Annotated in this window: 6 protein-coding genes, 17 tRNA genes and 1 rRNA gene; all 24 read right to left on the reverse strand. The window is 56.3% G+C overall.

Annotated features, from left to right (window positions below; genetic code table 11):
* Positions 1 to 13 precede the first annotated feature (13 nt).
* Positions 14 to 2,065, reverse strand: coding sequence for an alpha-glucuronidase family glycosyl hydrolase (locus FE781_RS03855; RefSeq protein ID WP_138788307.1), 2,052 nt, complete (start codon positions 2,063 to 2,065; stop codon positions 14 to 16).
* Between the two features lie 112 nt (positions 2,066 to 2,177).
* The gene (locus FE781_RS03860) at positions 2,178 to 4,409 is read right to left on the reverse strand and encodes an AraC family transcriptional regulator (RefSeq protein ID WP_138788308.1); all 2,232 of its coding nucleotides are present in this window, start codon (positions 4,407 to 4,409) and stop codon (positions 2,178 to 2,180) included.
* A 29-nt stretch (positions 4,410 to 4,438) separates the two neighbouring features.
* Positions 4,439 to 6,073: an extracellular solute-binding protein gene (locus FE781_RS03865; RefSeq protein ID WP_138788309.1), complete on the reverse strand. Its 1,635-nt coding sequence runs from the start codon at positions 6,071 to 6,073 to the stop codon at positions 4,439 to 4,441.
* A 149-nt stretch (positions 6,074 to 6,222) separates the two neighbouring features.
* Positions 6,223 to 7,806: an extracellular solute-binding protein gene (locus tag FE781_RS03870; RefSeq protein WP_170209409.1), complete on the reverse strand. Its 1,584-nt coding sequence runs from the start codon at positions 7,804 to 7,806 to the stop codon at positions 6,223 to 6,225.
* Positions 7,807 to 7,862: 56 nt separating this feature from the next.
* Positions 7,863 to 8,717, reverse strand: coding sequence for a carbohydrate ABC transporter permease (locus FE781_RS03875; protein ID WP_138788311.1), 855 nt, complete (start codon positions 8,715 to 8,717; stop codon positions 7,863 to 7,865).
* Between the two features lie 11 nt (positions 8,718 to 8,728).
* The gene (locus tag FE781_RS03880; RefSeq protein ID WP_211346296.1) at positions 8,729 to 9,580 is read right to left on the reverse strand and encodes an ABC transporter permease; all 852 of its coding nucleotides are present in this window, start codon (positions 9,578 to 9,580) and stop codon (positions 8,729 to 8,731) included.
* Positions 9,581 to 10,035: 455 nt separating this feature from the next.
* A tRNA-Leu gene (locus FE781_RS03885) sits at positions 10,036 to 10,118 on the reverse strand.
* Positions 10,119 to 10,123: 5 nt separating this feature from the next.
* Positions 10,124 to 10,197, reverse strand: a tRNA-Arg gene (locus FE781_RS03890).
* An 18-nt stretch (positions 10,198 to 10,215) separates the two neighbouring features.
* Positions 10,216 to 10,304: transfer RNA gene (locus FE781_RS03895), tRNA-Leu, on the reverse strand.
* A 13-nt stretch (positions 10,305 to 10,317) separates the two neighbouring features.
* Positions 10,318 to 10,391: transfer RNA gene (locus tag FE781_RS03900), tRNA-Cys, on the reverse strand.
* Positions 10,392 to 10,402: 11 nt separating this feature from the next.
* A tRNA-Gly gene (locus tag FE781_RS03905) sits at positions 10,403 to 10,477 on the reverse strand.
* Between the two features lie 8 nt (positions 10,478 to 10,485).
* Positions 10,486 to 10,557 (reverse strand) — tRNA-Gln (locus tag FE781_RS03910).
* 10 nt (positions 10,558 to 10,567) lie between these two features.
* Positions 10,568 to 10,643 (reverse strand) — tRNA-His (locus FE781_RS03915).
* 22 nt (positions 10,644 to 10,665) lie between these two features.
* Positions 10,666 to 10,739 (reverse strand) — tRNA-Trp (locus FE781_RS03920).
* A gap of 17 nt (positions 10,740 to 10,756) precedes the next feature.
* Positions 10,757 to 10,842: transfer RNA gene (locus tag FE781_RS03925), tRNA-Tyr, on the reverse strand.
* 4 nt (positions 10,843 to 10,846) lie between these two features.
* A tRNA-Thr gene (locus FE781_RS03930) sits at positions 10,847 to 10,922 on the reverse strand.
* 23 nt (positions 10,923 to 10,945) lie between these two features.
* Positions 10,946 to 11,021, reverse strand: a tRNA-Phe gene (locus FE781_RS03935).
* 22 nt (positions 11,022 to 11,043) lie between these two features.
* Positions 11,044 to 11,120, reverse strand: a tRNA-Asp gene (locus FE781_RS03940).
* Positions 11,121 to 11,181: 61 nt separating this feature from the next.
* Positions 11,182 to 11,255 (reverse strand) — tRNA-Met (locus tag FE781_RS03945).
* 6 nt (positions 11,256 to 11,261) lie between these two features.
* Positions 11,262 to 11,337, reverse strand: a tRNA-Val gene (locus tag FE781_RS03950).
* Positions 11,338 to 11,344: 7 nt separating this feature from the next.
* A tRNA-Glu gene (locus FE781_RS03955) sits at positions 11,345 to 11,416 on the reverse strand.
* Between the two features lie 9 nt (positions 11,417 to 11,425).
* Positions 11,426 to 11,517: transfer RNA gene (locus tag FE781_RS03960), tRNA-Ser, on the reverse strand.
* Positions 11,518 to 11,520: 3 nt separating this feature from the next.
* A tRNA-Asn gene (locus FE781_RS03965) sits at positions 11,521 to 11,596 on the reverse strand.
* 120 nt (positions 11,597 to 11,716) lie between these two features.
* Positions 11,717 to 11,833, reverse strand: a 23S ribosomal RNA gene (locus FE781_RS03970); the annotation flags it as partial.

An 11,833-nucleotide genomic window follows, 5' to 3' on the forward strand; every position in this document is an offset into this window, starting at 1 on the left:
GCAGCCAAACGGCTCAATATATTTTACGGCCTAACGCATCCGGGATACCCGATTTGCGCCAAAAATACGTGTTGATCACATCGCGCCATTCCTTCGCGTGTTCCGCTTGCTCCTCCAGACGCTCCAGCACTTGATTGTACCGGCTTTCGTCGATTCTGCCCCGCAGCGAACGCCACGCCTCGACCAGACCTTGCGCCCGCTCCGCGCCCTCGAAGCGGCTGTCGTATATATGCTGGATGACGGTTTTGCCCGATTTGAGCTTATGCGTATAAGGAACGTGGTGGAAAAACAGCAGCAGCTCGTCCGGACACCGCTCCAGCGACTCGTATTCGTCCGAACGCGGCGGATGGTATTGCGCCGTATAACCCGTTCCGGTCCGGACGGTGCGATCGACGCCGATTCCGGCATGATCCGCGTAGTGGTACGTCCCCCACTTGGAATATTCGTAACCGTCCACATTCGGTCCGTAATGGCTGCCCGGGTTCACCATCCATCCCACGCCGAGGGGAGCGGTATAGCTCTCGTAGATATTCCACGACTCCAGCAGCATACGCGAGACGGTATCGGCGACAACCGGGTCCGGGCCGAAGGTCTGAACGATCCACTCGCGGGTGATTTCCTCGGAGGAAAGGCTCGGATTCCACGCCAAGCGGCCGTACCCGTACAAGTTCGCCTGCGCCAGCAGATGGCCCGTCCAGTTCAGATCGTCGCCGATGTTGGACACGGCGGCCATGCCTCCGTATTTCCGGTTGTACAAAGCGCCGCTGGCGATTTGCGCCACGGTCGAACCTTCGCCTTTCGCATACGTCTCGAAGTCGAGCACTTCTTTCCACTGGGGCACCAGATAACACAAATGCCGCTGATGGCCCGTATACTCCTGCGTAATTTGCAGCTCCAGCAGTTGGTTCGTCTCCGTCATCGCGCCGAACAGCGGGGATACCGGCTCGCGCACCTGGAAATCCATCGGTCCGTTTTTGATTTGCAGAATGACGTTGTCCTTGAACCGGCCGTCGTGGCCCTTGAAGTGATCGTAGGCCGCTTTCGCCCGGTCGGTTGTCCGGTCCCGCCAATCCTGCAGGCAGTTGTAGACGAAGCAGCGCCAGATTACGAGCCCGCCGTAAGGCCCCAACGCTTCCGCCAGCATGTTCGCGCCGTCGGCATGGTCCCGTCCGTAGGTGAACGGCCCCGGGCGAAATTCCGAATCCGCTTTGACGAGAAAACCGCCGAAATCGGGAATCGCGTTGTAGATGTTCCGGGCAATATCCGCCCACCACTTCCTGACGCCCGGATCAAGCGGGTCCGCCGTCTCCAGCGCGCCGATTTGTACCGGACTCGCATAATTGACGCTCAGGAACAGCCGGATGCCGTAGGCGCGGAATACGTCTGCCAGACGGGACACGTCCGGCAAGTGACGGTCGATCAGCCGCGTCTCTTCGTCATGCACGTTGACGTTGTTGACCGCAATCGCATTAACGCCGACCGAGGCGAGCAGCCGGGCGTAATCGCGAACGCGGGTGAGATCGTCCACGATGCGGTTGTTGCGGTAAAAAATCGATTTCCCCGCATAACCTCTTTCGATCGATCCGTCCATATTGTCCCACTGATTGATCATCCGCAGCCCGTTCGCCGGCTTGTCAAGGATGGACAGCTCCTCCGGGCCGCATCCGCACGCCATCAGCCGCAGCAAGCGGAACGCCGCGTACAAGACGGCTCGATCGGTGTTGCCGGCGAGCACGATGCGATCGCCGCAGGTTTTGATGACATACCCTTCTTCTCCCAGCCGGGATTCCGCATCCGCAAGCGAGACCCGAATCTCCGCCGGCAAGTCCTGAAGCTTGCCGAGCAGCAGATGCCGGGCATAGCGAGGCTGACCGGCCGTTCGCACGGGAACGTCGCCAAGCATGGCGGCAATTCCGGCCGCCAATTCATCCGCCGCCGTATGCAGCACGGCGCCTTCGCCAACGACCGCGATCTCGCCGCACCGGCGCGCGTATGAATCCCGCAGCGCCGGCTCGCCGATTCTCTCAACCTGCAGCCAGCATGCATAACTGCGATCCGTTTTCATCAGTTGTCCTCCCTTGAAGATCAAAAGTCTAAAAGTCTGTCAGTTCAGCGCCTCATTGTAGCAACCGCCGTCCGCACCGTCTACAGACATGTTTCGCGGCGGACACCATATTCTAAATCGCGTCTTTTCTGCTGCGGCTGCGGTATTCACCCGGGGTCTGGCCGACCATTTTCTTGAAGACCCGGTTAAACGAGACCGCGTGAACGTAGCCGACCCGATTCGCGATGTCCGGAATGGAATAATCGGTGGACTCCAGCAGCCCTTTGGCATACTCCATCCGGACGGTCGCCAGATAATCGACGAATTTGACGCCGAGCTGCTCTTTGAACATATAACTGAGATATTTGGGATTGACGGCGAACGCATCCCCGAGATGCGCCAGCGACAAGTCGGGGTTGCCGTAATTCTCGTCGATATAACGGCGCACCTGCTCGACCACGGACACGTATTGCCGGGATTCCCGCAGCTCCTTCATCCGGTTCTCGAATGAACGCAGCGATTCCAGAAACGAGACGCGAACCTCCTCCACGCTGTCAAACGCGACAAACGCATCGTTCATCGCCGGCATCACCGAAGTTTTCCACAACTCCTTGTATTCCATCGGGAGCTCCGCGATTTCCCGGAAGAACGTCATCATCACCACGTTCACCAGCGTCACGACATCGTCACGGCTCAGACCGCCATGCCGGAAGGAACGGAACAGCTCGTTAAACGCATCCTGCCATTCCGGCTCTCCCATCCGGTACATTCTCGTGATGCGGCGGATTTCCGGCAAATACTCGTGAATAGGCGAGTATAGCGGGTCGTCCGGAGTCTCCTCGAACAAGATCACGCGGTTCGTTCCGGCAAATATTTTGTTCTCCAACGCATCCTCCGCTTGCCCGAAGGACAACAAGATATGCTCCGGCTTGTCGACGGCGTCCCCGATCCCGATCGTCACCGAAAACTTGAGATGCTGCTGAACCCAGCTCCGTATGCGCTCGCATAATTCCGCAACGGGCCGCGACGACTGCTCTTCCGCCTGATCGCCCATAAACAGGAGCCCGAGCCGGCTGCTCTCCAGCCACTCCATCCAAACGGTGAACGACATGGACGACGCCATTTCCTTCACGATGTTCCCCATGGCGAATTTCAGCAGATTCTGGTCGCGTTGATTATATTCGGAGCAGAAGCGGGCGTACTTGTCGATCTCGATCAATACGACGCGGAATTGCTTCATATGCGACGGAAGCTGCAAAATCTCCAGCTCCCGCTCCCACTCGCCCGGTCCGAAGGTTCGGTTTCCTTGCAGCACCTCGTGAAAAAACACTTTCCGGCGATATAACAAATCCTCCTCATGCGCCTTCTCGTAATCGATGGATTGGCGAATCAAATTGTCGAGCGCCGTTTCGATGATCTGAAGCTCGTGGCTGTCCTCCGCATCCGGCACCTTGCCTTTCAACTGGGTGGCCGATTTCAGCCGGTCCATAATCGTCCCGATCGGTTTGTAATTCAATCGGATGACGAAAATAAACCACACCGTTCCGATTACGATCGACAAAACGGCGATCGCGACGGTCGTAATCAGGTTGCTTTCCGAAAAATCGGACAACCGGAATTGGCCGATGCCGCTCCGGATCGTCCAGCCGGTATAGTCGGAGCGCAGCTCGGTCAGCACCTTCAGATTCGCATCCGCAGCCCGCTGGCGGAACGGAAGCCCCTTGCTGTCGTACAACTCGATGAAGCTCAGCTGCGAATCGGAAGGCGGATTCAGGATCGCCTGCAGATCCGACGTCTTGACGTTCACCACCAGCACGCCCAACTCGCCGCTTGAGACGGGCACCGGCTTCACCATCGATACGACTTGTTCCGTTCGGCCCTGAAAGGTGGAGTCCCGGTACATCCTCGGATTGCTCCACGGCTTGTACGTCCGGTCCCGGGTCTGCTGGATCAGAAATTCCGCGTCCGCGAACTGGGAGAGCGGAACGCGGAGCGTGTTGGTCAGGACGATGTCGTCGCTTTTGCGGTACAGATAGGCCGAATGAATCAGCGGATTAAAAACCATCCAGCTCCGGATCGTGTCGGACGCTTCGCTCTCCTTCAATACGGCCGCGTTCCCGCCGTAAAAGTACCGGAGCAGCCTGGAATTGTCGCTCATCTCCTTGAGGACGAGCTTGTCGATCTCCTGCAGCGAATGGTCCACCAATTGCAGCAGGCGGCCGGTTGCCATTTCGTTAATCTGCTGCGCTGATTTTTTCGACATCTCGCTGAGCGAGAAGAACGCGATATATGCAAGGAACGAGGTGATCAGCAAAAAAATCGGCACGTACGAGATCAATTGGCGATAAAACCATTTTCGATTCATTGGACCGCCCCTGCCAATTCGCGATGTTTTTACCGGATCGAGTAATATTCATTGGACAAGAGCACACGCTCCCGGTTTTTGGCAAACCAGCTTCTGTAATATTCGTCCGCCTTCGTTCCTCCCGACTGCTCCCAGGCCTGCCGGGCATCGGCGATCGCTTGCTCGACGCTGTAGGCCGGATCGACGATCGCGCGGTAGTAGATGTCGGTCAGCGCATAGATGCCGTCGGCCATCGACATCTGCAGCCCTTTGGGCAGCGTCGGCCAGTTCCACACCGGATACGCGAATTCCACGTCGGGATTCAGGGAATACTTCTCGCCGTCGGCCTCAATCTCCATGTATTGCTTGTCGATCGGATTCGTCGGATCGAGCGAGGACGCCAGCGAATTGCATTTGCCCAATATGACGCGGGCCGAAGGCATATACAGGTCAAGCGTCCAGGACATCTCGCGGTTGTATTTCTCCCGGTCGATGTACCGGTAGCAGCCGTCCGCGGTCCGCTCGAAATGTTCTCCCTCGATGCCGAATCGAAGCGCGGTCAGCGCTTTTTCGGAAACCATAAAATCGATATACTTCATCACGGCTTCGGGATTGGAAGCATTTTTGTTGATCGCTCCGACCAGTTGCACCGGCGCTTTGGCCAGCGGATTGAATTGCCCGAACGGTCCTTTCGGCAGCGGGATCGCTTTGACCCTGGCCGTCGGGACATGCTTCAGCAACGATTGCAGCAGCGGGTACGCGTCCTCGATGCCGCTGCTTACCCAGAAGATGCCGAGCTTCCCGTTTACGAAATCCAGCTTGGCCTTCTCCCCGTCTTTGTCGGTCATGAAGTCGGGATCGATCACGCCGCTCTCGTACAACCGCTTCTGATAGGCCAGCGCCGCTTGCGCCTGCTCCCAAGCTCTTACCACTTGCCCGTTCTCGATCAAGTAGCCGACGTTGCGGAACATCATATCGAGAGGACGAATCCCTCCGGCGATTTTGTTGTTTAACAACGGACCGAGTCCGGTAAAATTGATGCCGAGCGTGTCGTCGCGGCCGTTGCCGTCGGGATCGGAAAATGCAAACGCTTTCGCAACTTCGAATAATTGTTCCGCCGTTTGCGGCGCTTCCAAGCCGAGCGCTTCCAGCCAATCATCCCGGATCAACAGGGAGTGGTTGGTCTTCAAGCCGGTAATCTGCGCGATCAGATACATGTTTCCGTCCGGTTCCGTCGCCAGCTTGCGCACCAACGGGTATTGCTCCAGCAGCTTCTTGTATTCGGTGCTGTGGCGCTCGACGAGATCATCGATCGGAATGACTTGACCGTCGGCCACCAGTTCCGCCAGAAACGACGAATCGAAGTCAAGCACCAGATCCGGGGCGTTGCCGGACGCGAACAGCGCCTTGTACCTCTGCACGGATTCTCCCCGCGGAATCGGAATAAACTTCACCGCAACCGGACTATGCTCGTTAATCCAGCGGGTCCAGCGGTTATGGGCCACCGTGCCTTCCTCGGTAGGAACCGTTCCGCGATCATATATGCCTACGGTAATCAGCGGCTTCCCTGCCGTTTCGGGCTGCTGCTTCGCTCCTCCGGCCGGGCTGCAGGATGTCGACAAGAAAAGGGTGACTTGAAGTATCGCGACAACGGCAACGAAGCGGCGTCCGCATGTTTTTCGCATCTCTCATCCCCCTCTCGCTGTCCCCATCATATCGGAAGGCCGGTTCCCTGTTCAAGCGGCAAATTTCCGGCACATACATTTTTCTAGCCGCGCAGCGGGAAACGAGGACAAGCCCCCGTCTCCGGCTGACTTGTCCCCGATCATTGCGGTTATTTGTTCCCTTTGGCCCAATCTTCGGCATATTCCTTGGCGATTTTATCGCCGCCGGAGCTTTTCCACCGTTCCATTTCACTTTTCCATTTGGCTTCGTCGATGACGCCCATGATGAATTTCGTATTGGCGTCCTTGATGATCTGCTCCAGCTCGACGCCGCGTTCGGTGAACGTTGCCGACAAGATCGCGTTGGTCGGATTGTTGACGACGTATTTTTTGTTTTCCTCCGTCACTTGAATCTCTTTCTCCACAAGCGGATTCACAATGCCCGGCGACTTGATGGCATCCAGGGCGACGACGCGCAGCGGCCACTTATAGGGGAACGCCACTTCATTGTCGAACGCTTCCTGGTTGATCATCTCGTACTTGCCGTCTTTCCGTTGGGAATGCTTGCCGACGATGCCCCACTCCAGCAGGTCGGCCATCTCCTTGTCGGCCAGTTGATCGAAAAACTTCAGAATCCGTTTCAGTTCGGCTTCCGTCTTGACGCTCGATTTGGGGAACATCAGTATGCCGTTGGAGCCCATCGCCCCGGCGATGCGTTTCTCTCCCTTGTCGTTCGCCAGCAGACTGAAGAAGCTGATTTTCGCGTCGGGGAAATGCGCCTTCACCCGGGCTTCGTACGACACCGCGACATTGGTCGTATTATAGATGACGCCGGCCTTGCCGTTCTCGAATTCGCCTTCCATCTTCGGACGGTCCATCATTGCGAAGTCCGGGTGGATCAGTCCCTCCTCGAACAGCCGCTTCTGGAACTTTAAGCCTTCCAGGTACTCGGGGGTGAACACGTCGCGGATAAATTCCCCGTTCCGCACCTCCCACACGTTGGGCGCGCCCAACACGACGCCGTACGCAGACGGCTCGGGACCCGATCCGCCGACATTGCCCGTGCTCAAGCCATAGGTGTCGTTTTTGCCGTTTTTGTCCGGATCTTTTTCCTTAAACGCTTTCAACATATTGTAGAATTCTTCCAGCGTTTTCGGCTCCTGCATGCCCAGGTTCTCCAGCCAATCCGCGCGATAGATGAACGCGTTGCGGGCCAGCGGCCGCTCGCGGGGCAGCCCGTATATTTTGCCCTTGTACGCGATATTGTCGTAGATGGCCTGATTCAGCTTCGACAAGTTCGGGTACTCTTTAAGGTAAGGCGCGATATCCCAAAACACGCCGTTTTCGAACGCGGTCAGCAGGTACGACTGCTTGGGAGCGCCGTAGCTTGCGACCACCATCGGCAAATCTCCCGACGCGATCAGAACGGACAGCTTCTCCTGGTACTGCGCGCCCGGCGTGTACCGGATGTCCAGCTTCGTGTTCGTATATGTCTCGATCGCCTGCTGCACCGGGTTGTTCGGATTCGGAATATCTTTGCCGTCGAAGTTCATCGACATCGTAATTTTAAACGGCTCGTTTTTCTCCGCGGGATTGCCGCTTGCCGCCGCGCTCGGCCCTTGCGAAGCGTTAGGCTCGCTTGAGCTTGCGCTACCGCCGTCTCCCTTGCTGCAGCCGGCTGCCGCGACTGACATCGCCAACAGCAGCGCAACCGCGCTTGCCGATCCTTTTCCCCTTCTCTTTGCCCCAGCCATTGTTGCAGACCTCCTATGTGTTTGAATTTGATGCATATGGAGACTCCGGAGCCCGGTTATCCTTTCACCGAGCCCAGAAGAACACCCTTGGCAAAATGTTTCTGCAGGAACGGATAGACCAATAAGATCGGGACCGTCGTGACGATAATAACCGCCATCCGGACCGACTGGCCGTAGAAGGACATGTTCTCGCCCATTTGGGTCGAGTCGCCGATCCCCGAGGCTTGCATGATCACTTGTTGGAGCAGCACCTGCACGGGCCATTTCGTGCTGTCGTTGATGTAGAGAATGGCGCTGAAATACTGATTCCACAAGCCAACGGCGTAAAACAGCCCGAATGCAGCCAAAGCCGGCAGAGACAGCGGAATGATGATGCGGAAGAAGATCCCGACTTCGTGACAGCCGTCGATTTGTGCCGCTTCCTTCAGTTCGTCGGGCACGCTCTGGAAGAAATCCTTCATGACCAGCAGATAAAAGCCGCTCATCAAACCGGGAATCATTAACGCCCACAGTGTATCGATCAGACCGACCGCACGCACGACAAAATACGTCGGAATCATGCCGCCGCTGAACAAAATCGTGAACAGCACCATCAGCAGCACCCATTTGCGCCCCGGAACCGAACGGGCGGACAAGCCGTAAGCCATGAAGGCCGTCGCCGTCAAACTCAGCGCCGTGCCCAGCAGCGTGATATAGACGCTGACGGCCAGGCTGCGGAGAAACTTGTCGGTGGAGAAAATATAGCGGTAAGCGGACAAAGTCCATTCGCTTGGGAACGGCTCCTCCGTCGCGGAGAACGAATTGATGAAGACGTACAGGAACGGAAGGAGCGCGCATGCCGAGATGACGCCCAGAATGCCGTAGATGACCATATCGATAAGCCGGTTCGTTAACGTACGATCATAGGTCATGCTCTCACCCCTCAGTAGATGCCTTCTTCGCCGAATTTTTTGGCGATCCGGTTCGCGGACCATACCAGCACCAAGCCGATCACCGATTTAAACAAACCGACGGCGGCGCTGTAGCTGAACTGTCCTTGCTGGATGCCGACCCGGAACACGTACGTGTCGAACACTTCCCCGACCCCGCGGTTCAGCGAATTGAGCATCAGGTAAATTTGCTCGAAGCCGAGGTCCATGAAATGTCCCAGCCTCAAAATAAGCAGGATGACGATAACGCTGCGGATAGCCGGAAGCGTAATATGCCACATCATGCGGAACCGCGACGCCCCGTCGATTTTGGCGGCTTCATACAGTTGCACGTTAACCCCGGCCAGAGCCGCGAGGAAAATAATCGTTCCCCATCCGGCATCCTTCCAGATGATCTGCATGACGATAAGCGGCCGGAACCAATCCGTGCTGTACAGGTAGTCCACCCGAGGCTGGCCGAACGTTTCTCCGATTTTGTTGAACAACCCCTCCGATCCGAGCAGCAGAAACGTGATGCCCGCGACCACGACCCAGGATAAAAAATGCGGAATATACACAAGCGTCTGAACGGTCCGCTTGTAGGCTTCATGGCGCACTTCGTTCAGGATCAGAGCCAGAATCAGCGTAATCGGAAAATAAATGACAAGGTTGTACAACGCCAGCATAAACGTATTTTTAAACAGCATCCAAAAATCGGGCGACTGAAAAAGCCGTTCGAAATGCTTGAAGCCGACCCATTTGCTGCCCCATAACCCGAGGGACGGCTGATAGTTTTGAAACGCCATCAACACGCCCCACATAGGTAAAATTTTAAAGATCAGAAAATACACGAGTCCCGGCAGCATAAAGAAGTAATACCATCTTGCCTTCCACAGCCTCGCGGATAACGAGGAACGCCTTAAGGACGCACCCGCTATCTGCGTCGTCGCCACTCTCTCCACGCGCGCTCACCCCAAATCGTCTGTCGTGTTGTACACCGCCATTGTAGCGGCAGCGCTTACATCCGATCTACAGACATGTTTCGGAGCTTATACATAATTCCAGAGCCGCGCATGGGCGCCTGCAGGACTCTCGTTACACTCCTCGCGAAGCTTCGCGGCGGCTGACGGAGCATACCATTTTCCACCCGCATACGTTTTTCCATGAAGCAGGCGCGAAGTACGACCCGCGTTCGCAAAAGCAAAAAAATAAGCTTCGGTAAGCTTATCGGCGGGGAATTAGCTCTGCGTCGTCGCTCCACGCAAAAAAAAGAAGCTCCGCAGTCCGATTGTTTCGAACTGCGGAGCTTCTTGTTCGGTTATGCTGGTGAAGGGACTTGAACCCCCACTCCGTCGCCGGAAGCGGATTTTGAGTCCGCCGCGTCTGCCATTCCGCCACACCAGCAGAAGCGCACCCTAAGAGATTCGAACTCCTGACCTTTTGATTCGTAGTCAAACGCTCTATCCAGCTGAGCTAAGGGTGCATACTCACTAACAAACGTTGGTGCCGAGGACCGGACTTGAACCGGTACGGTGGTCACCCACCGAAGGATTTTAAGTCCTTTGCGTCTGCCTATTCCGCCACCCCGGCCTGTAGGCAGATTTGGAGGCGCCACCCAGATTCGAACTGGGGGTAAAGCTTTTGCAGAGCTCTGCCTTACCACTTGGCTATGGCGCCGGAAATAAAAATGGAGCGGACGACGAGATTCGAACTCGCGACCCTCGCCTTGGCAAGGCGATGCTCTACCACTGAGCCACGTCCGCGTATGAAGCTGGGGATCTAGGATTCGAACCTAGGCATGACGGAGTCAAAGTCCGTTGCCTTACCGCTTGGCTAATCCCCAACGTGTGTAATGGGGCGATCGAAGGGAATCGAACCCTCGAATGTCGGAGCCACAATCCGATGCGTTAGCCACTTCGCCACGACCGCCATGTCAAATTTTCAAAACAACTGGCAGGGGCAGCAGGAATTGAACCCACACTAACGGTTTTGGAGACCGCTGTTCTACCTTTAAACTATGCCCCTAGGCAAGGAAGGTAAAGTGGTGGAGGCTGATGGATTCGAACCACCGAACCCGAACGGGAACAGATTTACAGTCTGCTGCGTTTGGCCACTTCGCTAAGCCTCCACAGTGGTGCCGCCAAGAGGAATCGAACCCCCAACCTACTGATTACAAGTCAGTTGCTCTACCAATTGAGCTATAGCGGCATAATTTCTGTCGCTTGCCTGCATGGTGGCTCGGGACGGAATCGAACCGCCGACACGAGGATTTTCAGTCCTCTGCTCTACCAACTGAGCTACCGAGCCTTACGGTTGTCAAGGTTGTAAGTGGCGGAGCTGACGGGATTCGAACCCGCGGTCTCCTGCGTGACAGGCAGGCATGTTAGGCCTCTACACCACAGCTCCATCTTGCGTTTTCGACTCGGCTCACATCCCGCAAGCGAACATCAGCCGATCGAAAACCTTATTGCGGGGGCAGGATTTGAACCTACGACCTTCGGGTTATGAGCCCGACGAGCTACCGGACTGCTCCACCCCGCGATGTTATGGTGGACGCTGACGGGATCGAACCGCCGACCCTCTGCTTGTAAGGCAGATGCTCTCCCAGCTGAGCTAAGCGTCCATGAAAGTGACCCGTAGGGGATTCGAACCCCTGTTACCTCCGTGAAAGGGAGGTGTCTTAACCCCTTGACCAACGGGCCGCGATGAGCTGGCGGAGAGAGAGGGATTCGAACCCTCGAGACGCTTGTGACGCCTACACGATTTCCAATCGTGCTCCTTCGACCAACTCGGACATCTCTCCATATGGCTCCCCGAACAGGACTCGAACCTGTGACAACTCGGTTAACAGCCGAGTGCTCTACCGACTGAGCTATCAGGGAACAGCGTCATTGATTTTAGCACAAACTTTATCGTTTGTCTACAGGGAATTTTCATTTACACCCTGAAAACTGGATGCGAACTTATCGTTTCTGCTTCCGCTGCCGCTCGCTGCGGCTCGCCAGATGAAACCCTCGACCGATTAGTATTCGTCAGCTCCACGCGTTGCCGCGCTTCCACCTCGAACCTATCTACCTCGTCGTCTTCAAGGGGTCTTACTTGCTGGGAAATCTCATCTT

It is taken from the genome of Paenibacillus thermoaerophilus (genome assembly GCF_005938195.1).
GTDB lineage: Bacteria > Bacillota > Bacilli > Paenibacillales > Reconciliibacillaceae > Paenibacillus_W > Paenibacillus_W thermoaerophilus.